Annotated in this window: 17 protein-coding genes and 1 other RNA gene; 10 read left to right on the forward strand and 8 right to left on the reverse strand. The window is 61.1% G+C overall.

Annotated elements, in window-relative coordinates; all coding sequences use genetic code 11:
- The first annotated feature begins 10 nt into the window (after nucleotides 1-10).
- Complete coding sequence (sucB, locus tag EKN07_RS08625; protein ID WP_108715773.1) at nucleotides 11-1,738, forward strand: 2-oxoglutarate dehydrogenase, E2 component, dihydrolipoamide succinyltransferase; 1,728 nt, start codon at nucleotides 11-13, stop codon at nucleotides 1,736-1,738.
- Between the two features lie 495 nt (nucleotides 1,739-2,233).
- On the opposite strand, the gene EKN07_RS08630 is transcribed toward sucB, so the two are convergent.
- Nucleotides 2,234-2,746, reverse strand: a complete 513-nt coding sequence (locus tag EKN07_RS08630) for a hypothetical protein (RefSeq protein ID WP_126146172.1) — start codon at nucleotides 2,744-2,746, stop codon at nucleotides 2,234-2,236.
- Between the two features lie 447 nt (nucleotides 2,747-3,193).
- Between EKN07_RS08630 and EKN07_RS08635 the strand changes: the two genes are divergently transcribed.
- The 5 genes from EKN07_RS08635 to EKN07_RS08655 all read left to right on the forward strand — a co-directional run bounded on the left by EKN07_RS08635 (nucleotide 3,194) and on the right by EKN07_RS08655 (nucleotide 8,367).
- Nucleotides 3,194-3,895, forward strand: coding sequence for a DUF4191 domain-containing protein (locus tag EKN07_RS08635; RefSeq protein ID WP_108715775.1), 702 nt, complete (start codon nucleotides 3,194-3,196; stop codon nucleotides 3,893-3,895).
- Between the two features lie 135 nt (nucleotides 3,896-4,030).
- Nucleotides 4,031-5,455: a type I glutamate--ammonia ligase gene (gene glnA, locus EKN07_RS08640; protein WP_108715776.1), complete on the forward strand. Its 1,425-nt coding sequence runs from the start codon at nucleotides 4,031-4,033 to the stop codon at nucleotides 5,453-5,455.
- Between the two features lie 194 nt (nucleotides 5,456-5,649).
- On the forward strand, nucleotides 5,650-6,558 hold the full coding sequence (locus tag EKN07_RS08645; RefSeq protein WP_108715777.1) for an ABC transporter substrate-binding protein: 909 nt from the start codon (nucleotides 5,650-5,652) through the stop codon (nucleotides 6,556-6,558).
- Between the two features lie 95 nt (nucleotides 6,559-6,653).
- The gene (locus tag EKN07_RS08650) at nucleotides 6,654-7,586 is read left to right on the forward strand and encodes an amino acid ABC transporter permease (RefSeq protein WP_240611474.1); all 933 of its coding nucleotides are present in this window, start codon (nucleotides 6,654-6,656) and stop codon (nucleotides 7,584-7,586) included.
- 13 nt (nucleotides 7,587-7,599) lie between these two features.
- Nucleotides 7,600-8,367 (forward strand): amino acid ABC transporter ATP-binding protein, encoded by a 768-nt coding sequence (locus EKN07_RS08655; protein WP_126146173.1) that lies wholly within the window; start codon nucleotides 7,600-7,602, stop codon nucleotides 8,365-8,367.
- Between the two features lie 11 nt (nucleotides 8,368-8,378).
- Here the strand turns inward: EKN07_RS08655 and EKN07_RS08660 are convergent, their stop codons facing one another.
- The 4 genes from EKN07_RS08660 to EKN07_RS08675 all read right to left on the reverse strand — a co-directional run bounded on the left by EKN07_RS08660 (nucleotide 8,379) and on the right by EKN07_RS08675 (nucleotide 14,948).
- Entirely contained in the window at nucleotides 8,379-8,981 is a 603-nt protein-coding gene (locus EKN07_RS08660) for a histidine phosphatase family protein (RefSeq protein WP_164505486.1), read from the reverse strand.
- 46 nt (nucleotides 8,982-9,027) lie between these two features.
- Complete coding sequence (locus tag EKN07_RS08665) at nucleotides 9,028-12,162, reverse strand: bifunctional [glutamine synthetase] adenylyltransferase/[glutamine synthetase]-adenylyl-L-tyrosine phosphorylase (protein ID WP_108715779.1); 3,135 nt, start codon at nucleotides 12,160-12,162, stop codon at nucleotides 9,028-9,030.
- 26 nt (nucleotides 12,163-12,188) lie between these two features.
- A complete protein-coding gene (gene glnA, locus EKN07_RS08670) occupies nucleotides 12,189-13,523 on the reverse strand; it encodes a type I glutamate--ammonia ligase (protein WP_108715780.1) in 1,335 nt (444 codons plus the stop codon).
- A gap of 240 nt (nucleotides 13,524-13,763) precedes the next feature.
- Entirely contained in the window at nucleotides 13,764-14,948 is a 1,185-nt protein-coding gene (locus EKN07_RS08675) for a DUF2207 domain-containing protein (RefSeq protein WP_164546640.1), read from the reverse strand.
- 237 nt (nucleotides 14,949-15,185) lie between these two features.
- On the opposite strand from EKN07_RS08675, the gene panB reads away from it, so the two are divergent.
- From panB to ppgK, 3 genes are all read left to right on the forward strand, one after another.
- Entirely contained in the window at nucleotides 15,186-16,001 is an 816-nt protein-coding gene (gene panB / locus EKN07_RS08680; RefSeq protein WP_108715782.1) for a 3-methyl-2-oxobutanoate hydroxymethyltransferase, read from the forward strand.
- A gap of 268 nt (nucleotides 16,002-16,269) precedes the next feature.
- Nucleotides 16,270-17,169, forward strand: a complete 900-nt coding sequence (map, locus tag EKN07_RS08685; protein WP_241228161.1) for a type I methionyl aminopeptidase — start codon at nucleotides 16,270-16,272, stop codon at nucleotides 17,167-17,169.
- Nucleotides 17,170-17,317: 148 nt separating this feature from the next.
- On the forward strand, nucleotides 17,318-18,313 hold the full coding sequence (ppgK, locus tag EKN07_RS08690; protein ID WP_108715784.1) for a polyphosphate--glucose phosphotransferase: 996 nt from the start codon (nucleotides 17,318-17,320) through the stop codon (nucleotides 18,311-18,313).
- 107 nt (nucleotides 18,314-18,420) lie between these two features.
- Here the strand turns inward: ppgK and rnpB are convergent.
- From rnpB to EKN07_RS08705, 3 genes are all read right to left on the reverse strand, one after another.
- Nucleotides 18,421-18,791, reverse strand: an RNA gene (rnpB, locus tag EKN07_RS08695) — RNase P RNA component class A.
- A 197-nt stretch (nucleotides 18,792-18,988) separates the two neighbouring features.
- Nucleotides 18,989-19,723, reverse strand: a complete 735-nt coding sequence (locus EKN07_RS08700) for a hypothetical protein (RefSeq protein ID WP_108715785.1) — start codon at nucleotides 19,721-19,723, stop codon at nucleotides 18,989-18,991.
- Between the two features lie 2 nt (nucleotides 19,724-19,725).
- A complete protein-coding gene (locus EKN07_RS08705) occupies nucleotides 19,726-20,541 on the reverse strand; it encodes a Nif3-like dinuclear metal center hexameric protein (protein WP_126146176.1) in 816 nt (271 codons plus the stop codon).
- Between the two features lie 321 nt (nucleotides 20,542-20,862).
- Here EKN07_RS08705 and EKN07_RS08710 point away from each other — a divergent pair, with 321 nt between their 5' ends.
- Complete coding sequence (locus EKN07_RS08710) at nucleotides 20,863-21,432, forward strand: PadR family transcriptional regulator (RefSeq protein ID WP_108715787.1); 570 nt, start codon at nucleotides 20,863-20,865, stop codon at nucleotides 21,430-21,432.
- The last annotated feature ends 1 nt before the right edge of the window (nucleotide 21,433 follow it).

The following is a 21,433-nucleotide window of genomic DNA, read 5'->3' on the forward strand; positions in this document are numbered from 1 at the left end:
AAGAGGAATGATGTCCGAACCAATTAGAATGCCCGCACTCGGCGAGTCCGTCACGAGCGGAACCGTCACAACGTGGCTGAAGAACGTGGGAGATGCCGTTTCTCTCGACGAACCGGTCCTGGAAGTGTCGACTGATAAGGTTGATTCCGAGGTTCCGGCGCCCGTCGAAGGCATCCTGGAGCAAATCCTCGTCCAAGAGGATGAGGAAGTGGAAGTCGGGACCGTTCTCGGCTATATCGGCGACGGATCCGGTGCCGCGTCGGCCGAGGGTGCGCCGGAGGCCGCAACGCCGACGCAGGTGCCTGCGGCGCCCGCACCTGCGGTCCCCGCGCCCGTGGCAGAAGCTCCCGTGGCAGAAGCTCCCTCGGCACCGGTAGCAGGTGCGGCCACCGGATCAGCAGTCACAATGCCGGCACTTGGAGAATCGGTAACGGAGGGCACCGTCACCACTTGGCTCAAGCAGGTCGGCGACGCGGTTGAGGTGGATGAGCCACTTCTTGAGGTGTCGACGGATAAGGTCGATAGCGAGGTTCCCTCGCCCGCTTCCGGCGTTCTCCAGCAGATTCTCGTGCAGGAAGACGAATCAGTCGCCGTCGGAACCGTGCTGGCATACGTCGGAGAAGGCGTGATTACTTCCGCCGTCGAAACCACCGCCGCACCGGCCCCCGCTCCGCAGACCCCGCCCGTGGCGTCCGCTCCCGCAGCCGCCGCTCCCGCCCCGGCTCCTGTTCCCGTAGCGGAACCAGTTGCTCAACGCGAAGCCGCCGCTCCCGTGGCAGTGGATTCCGAGCCTTCAGGGTATGTGACACCCATTGTCCGTAAACTCGCCCGGGAATTAGGCGTTGATCTATCCGCCGTGACCGGCACCGGTGTCGGAGGCAGAATCCGCCGCCAGGATGTCGAAGACGCCGCAAAGGCCGCGCAGGAAGCAGCTGCGGCAGCGGCCGCCGCTGCCGCTCCGGCTCCTGCGGCTAGTGCAGTTCCTTCCTCCGCCACACCCGCGCAGGAGGACGCGGTCGGCCTGCGTGGAACCACGCAAAAGATGCCTCACCTGCGCCAGGTCATCGCCAAGCGCATGGTGGAGTCACTGCAAGTGTCCGCTCAACTGACCACCGTCGTTGAGGCCGATGTGACGCGGATTGTCGCCTTGCGCGGAGCGAAAAAGGACGAGTTTTTGGCTAAAGAGGGCACGAAGTTGACCTTCCTCCCCTTCTTTGTCAAGGCTGCCACTGACACGTTGAAGTCGCATCCAAAGCTCAACGCCACCATCGATGGTAAGCAGGTCACCTACTTCGATCACGAGCATATCGGGATTGCTGTGGACGCTCCCAAGGGGCTGACCGTTCCGGTGATCAAGAACGCCGGCGATCTCAATATCGCTGGCATCGCAAAGGCGATCAACGATCTCGCGGCACGCACCCGCAATAGCACCATCAAGCCGGACGAGCTCTCCGGGTCGACCTTCACCATCACGAACACTGGTTCTACCGGCGCACTGTTCGATACACCGATTATCAACCAGCCGGAAGTCGCGATCTTGGGCATCGGCGGGATTGTGAAGCGCCCTGCCGCCGTGCGTGACGCCGATGGAAATGAAGTGATCGGACTGCGTTCAATGGTGTATCTGGCTCTGAGCTACGATCACCGGCTCGTTGACGGCGCGGATGCCGGGCGGTACCTCAAGGATCTCAAGGCACGCCTAGAAGCCGGTGACTTCGAAGCTGACTTGGGAATCTGACAGGCCGACTCGGGATCTGTGATCGATTGATCGGGGTACCTGAGACTGTTTCGCGGCTCGGCGTATGAGTCGGTCGACGCGTGTGGGGCGCATCCTGAGGGTGCGCCCCGCTTTCAATCTGGTAGCACCGCCAGGCCCGCCGGTGCACCCTACTCTTCATCCGATGGCACCGCCGCAAGGAGGCACGACAGTGCTTGCGGGTAGCTCGGCCCGCCTGCAGCCCAGCTTGCCTAACCGCCCGCAGACCTGGCAGCTCCACGACCTTGTCAGCCCTGCATATCCCTGTCAGGCCCGCAGCTAGCCGCGCCGGTAGCCCGTCTACACGTCAAATGCCCGTCCAGTGATACCCACCCGCAAGCACAGCAGCCCGCAGTGCACGAGATGATTTCGTGACCAGCCCGCTCACTGCCAGTTTGCAACCGTGACCGGCACGCCACCGTTCCGCGCGCCGATGACTCAGCCCCGAGAGGGATCACCATCGCGTGGCTGATCGGGTCATTGCTGACTCAGGTTGTTCATACACTCCGCAGTGCTCTCGATTCTCCAGGGTGCGGGAGCGAGCTCCCAACGAGTACAGCGCTGTGCCAGCGGTCCTATCACCTCCCCTGTGCTAAGCCTGAGTTCTTGCTGAACGGTGTATACCTCCCACGTGTGCGGAGCTACCACGTTCACCCCCAACACTTCGGTGTTCAGCACTGCCACACTTCCCCGCATTTCCCTCAGTAAAGCCGTATCGGCGGCGCGCGCGGGACTTCCATCCGATGTCAGCTCCGCCAAAGCAGCGGCGTCATCAGCCATCAGTGCCTGATCGCGTCGGCTCTGCAGGTCCTGCACAACTGCGGTGGCCTCACGCGCATTGGGTACCGCGGAGTTCTCCAGTACAGACAACGATTCGTTTGCCGACGTCGACGACGGCGTCGGTGGTGGCGGTGGCGACGATCCCCATAGCACCTGCGCCAGGACGATGCCGACAAACAGACCCGCGATTCCTGCATACCACTGCCTCATGGCAACAGTTCACCACCCGCTTTCACCGTCTGCAGCGGTTATCCACAGGGCCGCGGCCGACCTAACCCTGCGTACCTCTGTGCAACCGTCACCAGTGGCATCCGACCATAATCGGATCGGCTTGCGGCAAGAATCTGCCGCACAAGGATCATCCGCCGCCCCAGACGACATCGGGTGGCACAGAGTCAAGCAATAGTCCACCGCGCATGTATCATCGCCGCGCCTTGAACTCGGCGGCGCATAATCCTGGTTGCGGCACAGTCCCAGGCGTAGGGTGGCACGAGGTAGTAGGCCAAGATGGGCGCCCATCGCCTCTACTCGGCTCGGCGCAGGGCTCGGGTCACCGACGTTGCCGCCCGGCTGGAGCTTTGTCCGGATGCCACTCCTGTTTCTATCCCGGGATAATGTCAACTAGAATTTCTTGCGTTCGCAGGTGAAAGGACAGACATGGCGAAGGACTCAGGCCGCACGAAGCCGAAGAAGAAGCACTGGTGGAACTACCTTGGTGACGCCTACCGGATTACGAAGCGTTCCTACTCATGGACACCGTGGGCGCTACTCGCCGGATTCGCCATCGGTCTGGCGGTAGGTATTGTCCCGAGCATTCTGACCGGCCGTTGGCTGAGCTGGATGCTGATCGGGATCATGCTCGCACTACTCCTACCGATGATCACCCTCACCCGGCTGGTGCGCCGCGCCAGCTACGCCCAGATTGACGGCATGCCGGGTGCCGCTTCCGCCGTGCTGGACAACATCAAGCGTGGCTGGGATATTTCCACAGAACCGGTTCGAGTCAACGCCCGCACGCAGGATATGGTCTTCCGGGCCATCGGCCGCCCCGGCATCGTGCTGATTGCGGAAGGGCCCAAAGGGCGAGTCGGAAAGCTCATCGACGAGGAACGGCGTGCCATCCACCGCGTCGCACCGAATGCTCCCATTCACACCATTTTCATCGGGCATGACGACGGTCAGACAGAACTGATCAGTCTTGAAAAGTCCATGCGACGCCTTCCGAAGACGATTTCAAACGCGGAAGTCGCCGCCCTTGCTCGCCGCCTGGAAGCGATCAAGACGAATACGCTGCCAATTCCGAAGGGAATCGATCCCATGAAGGCACGCCCCGACCGCCGCGCCTTGCGCGGCAAGTAGCACTGCCGCAGCCCGGCGCTGATTCATGAGACGTGCACGTCATCGACCGGGCCGGTGAGGTAGAACGGGTGAAGTAACAGGGGCAGCTGTCCAGCATGACCACGGCTGCCCAGCGCGCTGACAGAAAGAAACGGGATGTTCACACGTGCGGAAGAAGCCATCGCCTACACCAAGGAACGGGGCGTAAAGTTCATCGATATCAGGTTCTGTGACCTGCCCGGTATCATGCAGCATTTCACCATTCCGGTCGACACCTTCAAAGACGACGTCTTCACCGACGGCCTGATGTTCGACGGGTCGTCCATTCGTGGATTTCAAGCCATCCACGAATCCGATATGAAGCTTATTCCGGATGTCTCCTCCGCCTTCATTGACCCCTTCCGCACCGAGAAGACTCTGGTGATGAACTTCTCGATCGTTGACCCGTTCACCGATGAGTCCTACCGCCGCGACCCGCGCAACATTGCTCGGCATGCCGAGGAATACCTCAAGTCGACCGGTATCGCCGACACCGTGTTCTTCGGCGCGGAGGCCGAGTTTTACCTCTTTGACGATATCCGTTTTGAGTCGACTGTGCACTCATCCTCGTACCGCTTGGATTCGGAAGCGGGTTGGTGGAACACAAACCGCGAGGAAGAGGGAGGCAATCTCGGTTACAAGACGCGCCTGAAGGGCGGGTACTTCCCCGTCTCCCCGAATGACCATTTCTGCGACTTGCGCGACGCTATCAGCATCAACTTAGCGAAGGTCGGATTGCAGGTCGAGCGCGCCCACCATGAGGTCGGAACCGGCGGTCAGCAGGAGATCAATTACACCTTCGATACTCTGCTTGCTGCCGCCGACGACGTCATGAAATTCAAGTACGTTGTGAAGAATACGGCGTGGCAGGCAGGCAAAACGGCGACCTTCATGCCGAAACCGCTATTCGGCGATAACGGCTCCGGAATGCACTGTCATCAGTCCCTCTGGAAGGACGGCAAGCCCCTATTCGCCGACGAGCGTGGCTACGGTGGACTCTCAGACTTGGCCCGCTGGTATATCGGCGGCCTGCTCGAACACGCACCATCGCTCCTGGCAATCACCAACCCATCAGTGAACTCATTCCACCGGCTCGTCCCCGGCTTCGAAGCACCAGTGAACCTCGTCTACTCCGCACGTAATCGCTCCGCCTGCATTCGTATCCCCGTCACGGGCACGTCGCCCAAGAGCAAGCGCATCGAGTACCGTGTTCCGGACCCTGCTGCTAATCCATACCTTGCTTTTGCAGCGCAACTCATGGCAGGCCTCGATGGCATCCGTCATCGGACCGAACCGGCCGATCCCATCGACAAAGACCTTTACGAGCTTCCACCCGAGGAGCATGCCCAGATCGCCCAACTCCCCGAGTCTTTCGAGGATGCCTTGCGCGCTCTTGATGCAGACCACGACTATCTCTTGGAAGGCGACGTGTTCACCGAGGATCTCATCCAAACCTGGATTGATTACAAGATGGCCAATGAGATCGCTCCACTGCGCCAACGCCCGCACCCGTACGAGTTCGCACTGTACTACGACATCTGAGTACCTTAGCCGCAGCGAGCAGCACCTTCGCGATACGTCCCAACGGCGCGAAGGTGCAAGCGCAACAGTCGCGGCTGCAATGCTCATAATGCGCACAGATATTCCGGACTACGGGAAAGCGCGGTAGATTGTTGCGGTCCAAGCATGGATGAGAATGACCGACTGGTGGCCACCTGCTCAGGAGAGGACGGCACATGCTCAGAAGGCGAATCGCCGCTACCGCACTTATCGGTGCCTGCGCGCTGGCGCTGACCGCCTGCCGGTCCGCCGACGAGGTCATCTCCGAGTACAACGCCAAACAGGGCCTGTCCGGGTATTCGGACAGTTACGACGTCTCCTCCGTGGGCACAGATCCCGACGTCGTTGCACTGGTACCGGAATCGGTTGCTGCGGATGGCAAGCTCACCATTGGTTCTAATCTGTACTGGGCACCGGCGGAATTCCAGATCAACGGGCAGCCCACCGGCTACGAGATCGACATGATGAAGGCCGTCGCCGCTCGGATGGGCCTTGAGCTCGACGTGAAGAATGCTGAATTCGACTCGATCATGCCGGGGATTCCAACGAAGTACGAGGTGGGCGCATCCTCTTTTACCATCACCGCAGAACGCGAAGTGAACTTCAATATGATCCAGTTCTATACGGTTGGAGTCTCCTGGGCGGTGCAGACCGGAAATCCCACCGACTTTGACTCCGCCGATATCTGTGGGCGCACAATCGGTGTGCAGACGGGTACAACGGAAGACGAAGAAGTAGCGGCGCTTGCGGAGAAGTGCGTGGTGAAGCCCAATATCCAGCGTTACGACAGCCAGGACGCCGTCACGCAGGCACTGGTCGGTGGCAAGATCGAGGCGATGTCCGCAGACTCGTCTGTGGTGGATTACGCCTTACAACGCACCAACGGTGCTCTCGAATTGCAGGGAGACATCACCGGGACGGCACCACAGGGCGTCGTCGTCGCGAAGGACGATCCTGAGATGACAGCGGCCGTGCAGGCCGCACTCCAGTCGCTTATGGATGACGGAACGCTTGACGAGATCTTTGCCACCTGGGGTATTACCGAGAACGTGGCGACCGAAGCGATAGTGAATCCGGTGAAATGATGGCCGATGTGAACAAGGCATACGAGGTGGAGCACGAGCCCGCGCACTCCGGTGCTGTCGGCGAGCAGCCGACGGCGACGACGAACCTCCAGCTCATCCGTGCGATTCCCGTTCCCCACTACGGCCGTTGGATCGCCGTCGGCATGCTTGCGATCCTCGCCGCCATGGCTATTCACGGGCTGGTGACGAACAAGAACTTCAACTGGGACCTGGTTCTTCCCATGCTATTCACCCGCGAAATAGCCAATGCGATCAAGTGGACGCTTCTTCTGACCGTGGCCGCAATGGCTATCGGAATCGTCCTCGCCATCATCCTCGCCATTATGCGGCGTTCGGACAACCCCGTGATGCGAGCGGTGGCGACGTTCTACATCTGGTTCTTCCGCGGAACTCCGATTTACACCCAACTGATATTCTGGGGCCTGATCGGCGTGCTCTATCCACGTCTCTCGCTCGGCATCCCCTTCGGACCCGAGTTCTTCAGCTTCCGCACCTACGATGTTTTCACCGCCGCCGTCGCCGCGATTCTTGGGCTCGGGCTGAACGAGGCCGCATATCTCTCGGAGATCATGCGCTCCGGGCTCGCATCCGTGGACAAAGGGCAAGAAGAGGCAGCTCAAGCGCTCGGGATGAAGCCAAGCACTATTCTCTACCGCATTGTGCTGCCCCAGGCGATGCGCGTTATTGTGCCACCCACGGGTAATGAGACCATCTCCATGCTGAAAACGACATCGCTGGTAACCGCGGTCCCCTTCACCTTGGAGTTGACAAAGGTCGCCACGGACTACGGCTCGCAGACGCTGCTTCCGATTCCCTTCCTGGTGGTTGCCGGCCTGTGGTATCTCGTTATCACCTCGATTCTCATGTTCTTCCAGTCGAAAATTGAGGCCTACTACGGACGTGGGAACAGCGACACGAGCATTCGCGTCTCGCGACGCCACAAGAACCGGCAACGCAGCGCACGGCAAGCCGCCATAAACGCCGCCCAGACAACACCGGCGCAGAACTCCGCCGAATGGACCCCGTAGAGCAGGAGCTGATATGGCGATGGTTGAGGTGCGCGATGTGCACAAGTTCTACGGAGACCTGCACGTTCTACGCGGCGTTACGTTAAGCGTGCATCGAGGTGAGGTCTGCACGATTCTCGGCCCCTCCGGTTCGGGTAAGTCAACGCTGCTGCGCTGCGTGAATGTTCTGGAGGAAATCCAGGCAGGCTCGATCACCGTGGACGGCACGCTCATGGGCTACCGGCAGGACGCGCGCGGACGACTTCACGAACTGCGACCGAAGGAGCTCGCCCGCCAACGTGCCCATATCGGCATGGTTTTTCAACGCTTCAACCTCTTCCCGCATATGACCGCCATACAGAACGTCATGGCTGCACCAATGCGTGTCAACGGCCTGCCACGCGACCTCGCCTTTGACAAGGCCCTCGCACTGCTCGACCTGGTTGGCCTCGCGCAGCGGGCCGATCACTACCCGGCACAACTCTCCGGCGGACAGCAGCAACGCGTCGCCATTGCACGCGCCATGGCAATGGAACCCGACCTCATGCTATTCGACGAACCCACCTCGGCACTCGACCCGGAATTGGTCGGCGAAGTGCTCGCCGTTATGCAGGACCTGGCCACGTCCGGGATGACGATGATGGTGGTCACGCACGAGATGGGTTTTGCCCGCGAAGTCTCCGACACCATGGTTTTCATGGATGAGGGAACCATTGTGGAATCCGGTCGGCCCGACGCCGTCTTCGACGCCCCTCATCATCCGCGCACACGCGAATTCCTCGCCAAGGTGCTCGATCACTAGGGCCCGATCAATCACACCGTCTCGCCCATCCACGACAGCGCTCGGTACCCGGCGTCAAGGCTGCCCTCCGCCACACACATGCCGGTATTGTCAAGGTGCCCGTCAATGTAGTGCTTCCAGGTCAGGCCCGCCACCCGCATACCGCACCACCAGGAGAGCATGGAACCGTGTGAGAAAATGGCCACGCTGTCCGCCTTCGTGGCCTCGATTTCCCGCACGACGGCATCGAAGCGCATCAGGGCCTGCCGTCCAGTAATTGATCCTCCCATCGGTTCATCCATTGAATGAGTGAACCAGCGCTCAATGGTGGAGAGGTAGCCGCGGTACGCCGTTTCGTCGCTGCCGCCCTCCCAGCTCCCGGCTTCGATCTCGCGCAAACCATCGCGTTCTACCGGTACGAGGCCACGGCTGCGCGCCAAGGGCGCAGCGGTCTGATGCGTCCGAATCAGGCTCGAGACCCAGATCGCATCAACGGATTCCCCTGACAGACGCTCAACGATCCCAACGGCCTGCTCTCGGCCGCGTTCCGTCAAATGTGCACCCGGGTAGTCCGTATCAATCGTGTGGCTGGCATTCATCTCCGTCTGCCCATGCCGGATCAGGTAAAGGCGCATTGTTCTCCTTTGATCGCACCATCTGCCGCTTAGTCTGCCATAAAACTCAGACGGAGGGCATACTCGGATTGCCGTAAAAGACTCGCTCCACCACCGCTCGGCATCGCCTTGCCAGGCGCAAATAGCTCTCCTCCACCTCATGACGTGAGGCTGCGTCCCATCCGAGCAGGGCCGTGACTACCGCCAACTCATCGGAATCGTGCGGCAGAGCACTTATCTTCGTCGTGAAGGCCCTACCCGTCCCCAGAAAATTTACGTCGCGCAGCTGGGAGGCGAAGCTCCACGCCTCGCGCAGCATTTCCTCGTCCGCGTCAGAGAGTATGCCCACCCGTGCCGCGCCGGCGAGCGCTCCCAAGGTCGAGGTGCACCGAAGTGCCTCGTGCTCGCCCGCGTATCGGAGTTGCAACAACTGCGCGGTCCATTCAACATCCGACAATCCACCGCGTCCCAGTTTGAGGTGATGCTGCGGATCGACACCGCGTGGAATGCGTTCCATCTCCACACGCGCCTTCATCAGTCGGATCTCGCGTATCTGGGCTTGGCTGATACCACCCACAGGGTAACGATACGCATTGATCAGGCCCAAGAAGCGCTCCCCCAGTTCATGATCGCCAGCGCCGTAGCGGGCCCGCAAAAGAGCTTGAATCTCCCAAGTCTGGGCCCATCGTTGGTAATACTCCGCGTAGGCTTCCCAGCTGCGCGACAACGCGCCGTTGCGTCCTTCCGGGCGAAGATCGGTATCAACTGCAAGCGGGGGCTCGCTCCCGGTCTCCGCGAGTAGACGACGTGTCTGCACGGCGACCTCCACGGCAAGGCGTTGCGCACGCTGCGGGTCTACGTTCGCAAACGGCTCATGCACGAAAAGAACATCGGCATCGGAGATGTAGCCCATCTCCTCGCCGCCCATACGGCCCATGGCGACAACCAGGTAGCGCGAAAGCGCCTCCGGTTCGTTCAAGCGTTCCTGCGCGGCCTGAATTCCGGCACGAAGTCCTGCCTCCAACGCGATGTCGGCCGCATGGGAGATCGCTTCTCGACATCCGGGCGGATCGATGACCCGCAGGGTCTGCGCCAGACCGACACGCAGTAATTCACGACGCCGCAGATACCTCCCGGCTTGCGCAATGGCCGTGGGATCACTGCGCCGTGAAAGCATGGAGGCAAGCTCGGCATTGAGCTCATCACGACTGCGCGGATGAAGGTCCGCCACATGTTCCAACCAGCCAATGGACTCCGCGAGGTTGGGGATCTGCGTGGCAACATAGCGCGATGATGACAGCACGTAGCACAGGCGTTGCGCCGCTGCGCCTCCATCGCGCAAGGTGCGCATATACCACGAAGTACGTCCCATTTTCTCCGACAACAACCGGAATGCCAGCAGTCCCGCGTCGGGTTCTGGCCCCTCGGTGAACCAGCCGAGCATCACGGGTAGTAGTTGGCGTTGAATCGCCGCATACCGTGACACCCCGGAAGTCAGGGCATCAATATGTCGCAGTGCACCATGCGGATCCCGATACCCGATAGCGGCAAGACGCGCCTCGGCTGCCTCGGTGTGCAGAGAAATATCGTCAGGTGAAAGTTTGGCAGCCTCCGGCAGGAGCGGCCGGTAGTAGATTTCTTGATGGAGAGATCGCACTTCTCTTCGGGTGTGTTGCCATGCCGTCTCCAGGTCCTCGCCTGTTGCAATGCCCCCGCAACGCATCGCTCGGGCAACCCTGCGCAGATCCGCCACACCGGCCGGAAGCAGATGAGACCGGCGCAGATGCTGCAGTTGGATCCGGTGCTCCAGAACGCGCAGCAGGCGGTAGTCGGCGTCAAGTTTGGCGGCATCACTGCGAGAGACGTAGCCTCCATCACGCAGCGCCGTCAAGGCGGCGAGGGTGGAACGTACTCGCAGCGTCTCGTCCGTACGCCCATGCACGAGTTGGAGCAGCTGAACGGTGAATTCGACATCGCGCAGTCCGCCCTTCCCCAGTTTGAGTTGGCGACCCTCCTCCCGCGCCGGTACGTGTTCTTCTACCCGTTTGCGCATGGCGCGCGAATCCTCAACGAAGTTCTCTCGTCCGGCAGCGCTCCATACCAGGTGCCAGATGCTTTCGATGTAGGCCGCCCCCAATTCGTGGTCACCGGCTATTGGTCGCGCTTTCAGCAACGCCTGAAACTCCCACCCTTTAGCCCAGCGCCGGTAATAGGCCGCGTGGGAATCGAGGGTGCGTACAAGTGGCCCGTCCTTGCCCTCCGGCCGTAAAGCGGCATCAAGCATCCACAGCGCAGGTTCGCCGGCGGGAGCAGCTACCGCTCTACCGACGAAAGAGGCAAGCCTTGTGCCGACTGCAATGACCTCTTCCTCGCTTGTTGTCTCGTCGAGCGCACGAACCACGTACACGACATCGACATCCGATATGTAGTTCAGTTCCCGGGCACCCGTTTTACCCAGCGCAATAATGGCCAGCCCAACATGTTCGGCTCCGGGAGTCTCGGCCCGGGCCAGTGCAAGGGCCGCCTCCAGCGTGCCACCGACGATATCGGCGATCGACTCCCCCACCGGTACGACGGCTGCGAGTGGGTCGGCGCACGTCAGATCGGCGGCGGCAACGGCAACGATTCGCGAGAAATAATGGGCACGGAGAGCGCTAATGCCGGCGGCGCCTCGCATCCGAGCGCAAGGAAATTCGTCCTGTTCATCAGCATCAACCGCGCGTAGGGCCCGCGCACGCTCGACGGCGAGTCCGGGAGAAGGAATCGCTTGTCCACCGATGTCGTCCTCCATTCCGGCGGCACGCGCGGTGCCGTCGTCGGTGTCCAGCGATGCCAGAACAGCGGGATGCGCAATCAGAAAGTCTCCCAAGGCGCTGGACATCCCCAACACGGCAAGGAGTCGCTTCCTCCGTGCTGGGTCGCTCACGATCTCCCGCAGCAACACGCGGCCACCGGAATCGGCCGGAGCCGCGGAGCCGTCCTTGTCGCAGGCCTCCGCCAAACGGATGAGCGCCAGCAGGCAGGCATCCGGGTCAGCGACGGCTGCGAAGTCACCAAGAATCTGCCCTAAGCCGTCACCAGAGGAATCCTGTACGGAGGCGAGCAATCCTGCTGACGCGGGATCATCCAACAGCCGAGCGGCCCGGGCGGGATCTGTAAAACCCGCTCGGCGCAGGCGCGTCGCAAGACTTTCCTGGCGCATCGGAGCTCATCTCTTACCGGACGCCGTCAGTACGTCGCAAGGAAACGACGGCGTTCAATCGGTGTGACTTGGTGGCGGTACTCGCGCCACTCGTGCTGCTTATCGCGAATGAAGTAGTCGAAGGCGTCCTCTCCGAGTGTCTCCGCAACCAGTTCTGACGATCGCAGCAAAGACACCGCGTTGTTCAATGATTCCGGCAATGACTCAATGCCGGAGGCCTGGCGCTCCATGTCGCTCATTAGAAACACATCGGAGTCCTCGGGCTCGGGGAGCTCGTAGTCACCCTCGATACCGGCCAGTCCCGCACGAAGCAGCACCGCGAAGGCCAGGTATGGGTTCGCGGCCGAATCAACTGCCCGGTATTCCAAACGCGCGGCCGTCTGTTTCTCCGGCTTGTATGCCGGCAGACGAATCAATGCCGACTGGTTATTCGGCCCCCAACACACGTAGGAGGGCGCCTCACCGCCACCCCACAGCCTTTTGTAGGAGTTCACGTGCTGATTCGTGACCGCTGTTATTTCCCGCGCATGCCGCAGCAGGCCGGCAAGGAACTGCTGCCCCGTCATCGAGAGGCCATAGCGCCCACCCGGATCATAAAAGACGTTACGCTCCCCCTCGAACAGGGACAGATGCGTGTGCATGCCGTTGCCTGGCTGATCGATAAGCGGTTTGGGCATGAAGGAGGCCTGAACGTGCTGGGCGAGGGCAACCTCTTCGATCACCACTTTGAAGGTCATGAGGTTATCCGCCATCGTCAGGGCGTCGGAGTAACGCAGATCGATTTCGTTCTGCCCTGGACCGTTCTCGTGATGGGAGAACTCGACCGAGATGCCCATCTCCTCCAGGTTCAAAATGGCGTCGCGCCTGAAGTCGTGCGCGGTCGAACGCGAGACATGGTCGAAATAGGAGGCCGAGTCGATGGGGACCGGTTCTTTGTACGGGTCAGTCTCCGGACGGAAAAGGTAGAACTCGACCTCGGGGTGCACGTAGAAGGTGAATCCCATGTCGGCAGCCTTTGCAAGTGCGCGCTTCAAGATGGATCGCGGGTCGGAGCGGGCAGGCTCGTCGTCACGTGTCATAATGTCGCAGAACATGCGCGCAACCGGATGGTCGTTATGCCAGGGCAACAGCTGGAAAGTGGAGGCATCCGGGCGCGCGAGCATATCAGATTCGTACACGCGGGTCAGGCCTTGAATCGACGACCCGTCAAAACCGATCCCCTCCTCGAAGGCCTCCTCAAGTTCGGCGGGAGCAACCGCGACCGACTTCAGTTTGCCGACGACATCCGTGAACCACAGCCGCACGAAGCGTACGCCGCGTTCTTCGATGGCACGCAGCACGTATTCCTGTTGACGGTCCATAACTCTCCTTGTATCCAACTGTCCCCATTGTGCCACTGCGGGCGACGACGACGGCGGTTATGCCACGCGCCGCGTCAAAACTGGAGGTACGAGCCGCCGATTCCGCTCAGCTTAAGCGGCTCCTAGCGGCTAAGGCCCGTCGGCCAACAGCTCCACTCCGATACTCCACCTAGGCATATCTGACGCGCGAACCTGTCCAAGCGGTTGTGAGGCACGCTCCGGCGCTGCAAACGGCCAGGGTTAGATCCAGCTGGAGGGAACCCTCCCCCAGCCCTCTGTCATGTCGCCAAGCGGAGAATCGGCGTCGCTGGCAGCAGTGTCCGCATGCGTGCGGGCATTGATCAACTCGATGAAGTCTGCCACTTCCTGCCATGTCTGAAACGCGCCACTGGAACGCTGCGCCCACGGCAGGAGGGTCTCAATGCTGGTCGCCGTCGGCACACCGGCCGCACGGCCGAGCCGTTCCAGGCTCTGCGCCCACTCACGCACACAACTGAGCACAAGTGCCCAGGCAGCCAGTTTTGCCAACCGCTCGACACTGGCGCCACACTCCGGGGGAGCCTCAACGAGGAACCGGCGAAATCCGGCCGTTTGGTCGCGCGCCACAACGCCGTAAGCGGTGCGTACCCCGTAGCCGCGCACCGTGAACAAACCCATAATCGTCACCAATGCGCTCACCACGAGCCAGTACGGCCGCAACGCACCCAATGCTGCCAGGACGAAGGTGAATATGAGCGCGAGCCCACCGCTGACCAGTTCGATCGCACCGACGGTTCCCAAATGCTCATGACGGCTGGCGAACCAGGCCCGCCGATCAGTGACCTCGCGGCGCACCCGTGCGGCGATCTGCGTTCCGGCCGAGACCCGTAAGCCCGAGACCCGCGTGGTGGGTTCTCCCAACAGCGGAATGCCTGCTGTTTCCAACTCGTTGCGGAAAAGCCGTGCGTTGAAAGGGTGTGTGCGGGCGTATTCCGGAGATTCGGCAGCGCCGGGGGTCGACAACAGTTCAAGAAAAGCACGTTCCTCAGGAGAGCAGGAAGAATCAGGCGGGCGTCGGTAGACAATCATAATGGCGGGATGACCGGCTGTTAGATGCTGGTACTCCACCAGTTCGATGAAGCCTCGCACTGCTAAGTCGATGAGGATGGAGGCGCTCAGGTTAACCGTGCTGGCATCGCGAACAGCGTATGCACCCTCCGCAATGGTCATCTCCGGCCGTTCGGCTCGCAGCGGCGGCTCCGTCCTGCGAGCACGTTGCAGGGAGTGAGCCCTACCCGCAGCCGGAAACACTCCGCGCGGCAAGTCGGCGAACTCCCGGTCAGGACGCAACGCGGCCAGCAAGATACCGAGCGCAAAGACCACCAGGAAAGCACCCACCCAGAACTCTGCTGTTGTGACCCCGAGGTAGGAAAGGACGGCATTCATCAGCATTCCTTCCGTTCACTCGCCCCATACGTGCCAGGTGCCCGTGCCAACAACACTGGCACCACGTGTTTCCCCATGCTACTGCCCGTCGCCTCCATTCATGTATCCGGCGCGCGCTGTGATCTTCACCGAGTGTCCGCTCTGTCCCTCACCGACTGCCCGAATATCGCCTTGCTGTGGCTTCCCACTATGCCTCCCGGCTACTATGAGGAGAACCCCTCAGGCCAAGGAGAGTCGATGAGTACCTCGAATGCTGCGCCCATCAGACGTGTGCGCGTTCATCACTTGCGCGAAATGAAAGAGCGCCGTGAACCTATCACCATGTTGACCTGCTATGACGCAATCACTGCGCGGATTTTTGACGCCCAGGGCGTAGACGCGCTGCTTGTCGGTGACTCGTACGGCAACACCATGCTCGGCTACCCGTCCACCATTCCTGTGTCCTTGGAGGAGATGATGACTGCAACCGCGGCTGTCGGCCGCGGTACACAACGTGCCTTCGTCATCGCGGATATGCCTTTCGGTTCGTATGAGGAGTCGCCTGCCCAAGCGGTGCGCTCGGCGGTTCGCCTCATGAAGGCCGGCGCCGAGGCCGTAAAACTCGAAGGAGGTACCCGGCAGGCCGACACGATTGCCCGCATCACCGGAGCCGGTATCCCCGTCGTCGGTCATATCGGCTTTACCCCGCAGTCAGAATCCAGCCTGGGAGGACCACGGGTGCAGGGGCGTACCGAGAATACGGAGACGCAACTGATCGACGACGCTGTGGCGGTCCAGGATGCCGGCGCCGTCGTCGTCGTCCTGGAAATGGTACCCGCGCGGCTCGCCGCAAAGATCACAAAGATACTGACGATTCCCACCATCGGGATCGGCGCAGGCGCCGGATGCGACGGACAGGTGTTGGTGTGGACGGACATGGCCGGCATGGCATCATGGACGCCGCGGTTTTCAAAGACTTTCGGCAACGTGGGTGAGGCCTTGCGCGAAGCTGCGACCAACTACTGTCGCGCGGTCAAAGAACGCCAGTTCCCGGAGGAACAACACAGTTTCTGAACGCGGTCACGGTCTTCAGAAACGGTCCCGCGCGTGGTCACAGTAGTGCGCTCACTGCAGTCATGGCTCCGTGGCAGCCAACGCACCGCGCCGCGTGCCGCAGCGGGCAGATTGCCTCGCGGATACCAATGCCTCGACGCTGCCATCCGATTTCTCCGATGGGTACCCTCGGGTGGCGCTCGCTGCGTATGGAGGCCATCGGTGCCCCACCAGCACCTTCGGCGGCGAGTGACGCCCGATGACGAGTGAAAGGCATAGACTTAGCCTCATGTTGGCAGATCGAGCCCCTTTGGGCACTCTTGTTCCCGGAAAACTCTCCCCTTCTCGTCATGTCCCCGCCACCATTTCACGTCCGGAATACATGTTCCATGACGGTCCGGAAGTGGTAACAGCGTCGGATATCAAGGATGCAGAGATGATCGAGCGTATTCGGGAAGCGGGCCGCATTGCCGCCGATGCGCTCTACGAGGCCGGCCGCGCAATTGCACCGGGCGTAACGACGGATGAATTGGACCGTATAGCCCACGAATACATGTGCGATCACGGCGCCTACCCTTCCTGCCTGGGCTACATGGGATTCCAGAAATCGATCTGCACCTCCATCAACGAGGTGATATGCCACGGCATCCCCGATTCCACGGTGCTATCCGAAGGTGACATCATCAACCTTGATGTCACCGCATACAAGGACGGTGTGCATGGCGACACCAACGCAATGTTCTTGGTGGGTGACGTCGATGAGGAGTCGCGGCTGCTGTGCGAGCGCACGGCCACCTCCATGCTACGCGGTATCAAAGCTGTTAAGCCCGGCCGCCAGATTAACGTCATCGGGCGGGTTATCGAATCGTACGCCAAACGTTTCCAGTACGGCGTCGTCGAGGATTTCACCGGGCATGGAGTGGGTGAGGCATTCCATTCCGGCCTCATCGTGCCGCACTATGACGCCGCCCCGGCTTATGACACCGTCATGGAGCCCGGCATGGTTTTCACGATTGAACCAATGCTGACGCTTGGGGATATTGTGTGGGAGCAGTGGGACGACGGATGGACCGTCGTTACGAAAGACAGGGGTCGTACCGCCCAATGGGAGCACACGATTGTTGTGACCGACGACGGCGCGGAGATTCTGACGCTTCCGAGTACCCCGGATCTCGCCCCGCACCTGTGACATCAGGGTGCGTCGCGTGCCCGCGCCGCACTCGAGACGATGGCGGTAAAGCACCCGGATCACAATCGGCGCAAAACGCGAGCGCATAAGGCGTCTCCTTCCATGCCCCATTTGCGGTAGTCTGCCAGTAGGACCGAAAGGAAACGTCATGGCAGCATACCCGAGCAACATTGCTCTTGGAATTGACATCGGTGGGTCAGGCATCAAGGGCGCGCCTGTTGATCTGGAGACCGGCACTTTCTTCGCGCCGCGCCACCGCATCCCCACTCCGCAGCCGGCAACGCCCGAGGCCGTCGCGGCTACCGTTGCCGAGTTGGTGCAGCATTTCGATCCCGACGGTGAACTGCCTATCGGTATTGATCTGCCCGCACCGATCCTGGATGGAGTGATCCCCTCCATGGCAAACCTGGATAAGTCGTGGGCAGGTGTGAACGGGGACGAGCTCTTCGCAAACGTACTTGGCCGTCCGGTTACCCTAGTGAACGACGCCGACGCAGCGGGCTACGCAGAAGTGCGCTACGGAGCCGCTGTGGGACGTTCCGGACTGACCATCGTTCTTACGCTGGGTACCGGCATCGGTTCCGCGCTGGTGGTCAATGACGTGCTGGTTCCCAACACGGAGCTGGGTCATGTGGAACTCGACGGTTACGACGCCGAGACACGCGCTTCATCGGCGGTGTACGAGCGGGAGAAGCTGAGCTACAAGCAATGGGCGAAACGCCTGCAACGCTACCTCAGTTACCTGGAGGGGCTCTTCTTCCCATCGGTGTTCATTATTGGCGGCGGTATCAGCCGGAAGTCTGAGAAGTTCCTGCCGCTGATCGACACCCGTGCGCCCCTGATTCCCGCCCGATTACTGAATACTGCGGGTATTGTCGGCTCGGCGCTTCTGGCCGCAGAAGCCGTGGGCCGAGCTCCGGGGACGATCACCCCACTGCCGCCTTTGCCGGAGAAAGCGGATGAGGGCAGGAAAGCGGATGCGCCTCGTCGCACGAAGGCGAAGAAGGTCGGCTCACGCAAGAAGAACACATCCAAGGCGGGCAAGTTCACCTCCGAGTCCAACAAGGGCAATAGATCCAAGCAAAGTTCCACGTCCAAGAAGGACAAGGTCAAAAAAGCAAAGAAGAAGCAGAAGAAGGCGTGAAAGCAGTGATAGCGCAGCGCCGGTCAGTGATACCGCAGCGCCGGTGGCACCGCGTTCATTGCGACATCTACAGCCGCGCACCGCTCTGGTCTGCGCCACCATGCGAGCGAATGAGTCAGCCGATACGCCGGGTTCTGTTCCGCCCGAAAACCGGGCGGCGGCGGCCATCCATCTAGGTCGCGTGTTACCACGAGACTCGAGCAGTCCACCCGCGCGCTAAGCGGGACGCCTCAAACGCGCGCTGTCTGACCTTGCTCCCGGTGGGGCTTGCCGTGCCGTCGCGGTCACCCGCAACGCGGTGGTCTCTTACACCACCGTTTCACCCTTACCTCGGCCGCAGCCGCGGCGGTCTATTCTCTGTGGCGCTATCCCGCGGGTCGCCCCGGGTGGGCGTTACCCACCACCGTTCCCTATGGAGCCCGGACGTTCCTCGGGGCCCGCAGATTCCCGCAGGCCACGCGGCCGCCTGGCCGACTCATTCGCCCTGTCATCGTAGTCCACCAGAAGCCCGTCGGGAAACTGTGCGGTGAGGTCCTCCGGCCGATCAATACACACGGCGTTGACCGCAGGGCACCTGTTTCACACCATCCGGTTTGCCTGGCCTGCTTACGGGCACCTATCAACTCGCGTTACGCCGCCTCGTATACCTGACTCCGCGCGTCGGCTTGACGCGCTCTAGTTCGGCAAACGGACGATAATGCAGTCGTAGTCCTCCGACAGATAGATCTCATCTTCCGGTGCCGACTTGATCTGCGCTACTTCTACCGGTGACAGCGTAATACCCGCTCCGGTCTGCCCGTTGGGTCGCATCCCGAGCACCGCGTAGCCGCCAGTGGCCCGTGCCCGTTCGTACACGGTTTTCAGATCCTCGGCCAGCGGCGTAAACAGGCGTTCACGCTCGGCCTTCAGTTTCTCCTGCTGAGCGGTAATTCCCTCAACAACATCCTCCAATTCGGCGCGCCGGGCAAGAATCTCATCCTTGAGCCGCGAAATCTCACCCCGCAGCGTCGAAACGTTCTCCTCGCTTTCCTCGAGGAAGGCAAGCGCCTCAAATTCCGTATCGGAGGCGCGCGCAAGAATCTCTCGCAGGCCTGCGATCTCTGCCTGCAGTGCTACCAGGTCACGTGAAGTCAACCCTTCGCCTGAGTTCAGTTGCCCTTCCTTCGTCTCGATGTCTTGCTGCAGTGCGGCACTCTTCGCCTCGGCCGCGGTCAACTCTTGCTGCGCCTGTGCCACTCGTTCCTCTGCGGCCTGCAGCTCGCGCCCTTTGGCCGCCGCGCCGTTCATCATGCCGACCAACTCCTGGCGTAAGGGATGTTTCTTGTTGTCCCGTTCGAGGCGGGCGATCTGGGAATCCAGTTCGGCAACCTCCAGGAGCTGCCTCTGATCGGATGCGGGTGCCTGTGCCATGTTCACGACCTTAGCGAAAGGGACCAGGGATCGGTAGGAATCTCAGAAATATACATGTCGTTAATATCCAGACCCGGCAGGTGCGCGGCAAGCCTCGTTGCCATAATCGGCAGCAATGGCCACTCACTTGCCCAATGCGTAGCGCAGACAAGCGAACAGCCGCCATTCCACAGGTGATCCGTTGCCGGGTGATGGCGCAGATCGGCCGTCACGTACACATCCGCTCCGGCCGCATTGGCATTATCAAGGAGTGAATCACCCGATCCGGAGCAAATGGCCACTCGTCGTATCGGGCCTTGCAAGTCACCGCCCACGAGCACACCCGCCGGCACCCGCGGAAGTACCTCTTCAACATGCCGCGCGAATTCCTCCAACGTCAATGCCTGCTCAAGTGTGCCGACCCCGCCTATGCCGGTCTCTTCATCAAGCGGCGCCTCGATGCTCACGCCTAACAGCTCGGCGAGCGCCGCCGTCGATGCGGCGACATCGGCATTCGTATGCGCCGAGAAGAGGGCCACTCCACCGCGGATCAGCGAGGTGACCCACCGTCCCTTACCCGTCGTAGCGGCCACTGAGTGAGTACCGCGCAGATATAGCGGATGATGAGTAATGAGCATATCGACGCCGCGTTCCAGGGCCTCATCCACAGTTGCCTGTGCCGGATCGACGGCGAAGCCTATACTCCTCACACTGGCGGCCGGGTCACCCACCGATAGGCCGACGCGGTCCCATGCCTCACAGGTATCGGGAGGAAATAACGCATCCATCACCGCTACTACATCGCCTACGGTTATGGGCGCAGAGCCGGACTCAGTCATGCAATAAGCCTACCGGCTCAAAGACGTTTAGACAGCACTGCCCCGCATTGCGACCCATCACCGCAGGCGGCGCTGACAGTGCCGAGCACGGCCATACCCCTCGTCGGCCCGACGCCGCCCGACGCTACCCGGCGCCAACCCGCCAAGAATGTCGCATCACCGGGCTAGCACTGCCGATTGTTCGAGTAGGTATCTTGCCCGCACCTGCGCAATCACATACAACTCGGCCGCACGAGAAATCCATACCGCTTTGCTTGCGGCTCGGCTCACCGCCCAGTAACATGAGTGTTGTCACACATACCGGGTAACAAAGGAGGCACGGTGTCTGTTCGTCTCGCGTTGCTGTCGTTGCTTATCGAAGAGCCACGCGGCGTGTACCAGTTGCGCCAGCTCTTTGAGGAGCGCACCACGTGGAATATCAATATTGGCCAGGTCTACCAGACCATGCAGCGTCTGGAGCGTGACGGCCTCGTCGAGTATGCCGACAGCGAAGGCCGTGCCGAATTGTTCCGGATCAGCGATACAGGGTATGAGGAACTCCAGCATTGGTGGGATACACCGACAACCGTTGATCGCTCGGAACGCGACGATCTAGTTATGAAGGTAGCTCTAGCTGTAACCATTCCCGGGATTAACGTGCAACGGCTCATTCAACAGCAACGCAATGCCACGTTGTCAGAGCTACGAGATGTCACCCGGCTTAAGCGCACCGATGACGACCCCACCTGGCAGCTCGTCTTAGACCGCCGCATTTTCGATCTCGAGGCCGAGGCGCGTTGGCTCGACCACATCGAGGGCGCTGCCGTGGCTGCAGCCGCTCGCCGAGCGCCGCTCGCCGCCGCTTCCTACGCCGAGGCCGATAATCCAACCCCCGCGGGTCGAAATCGCTGAA

Origin of the sequence: Actinobaculum sp. 352, from assembly GCF_003957265.1 — a bacterium.
Taxonomy (GTDB): domain Bacteria; phylum Actinomycetota; class Actinomycetes; order Actinomycetales; family Actinomycetaceae; genus Asp313.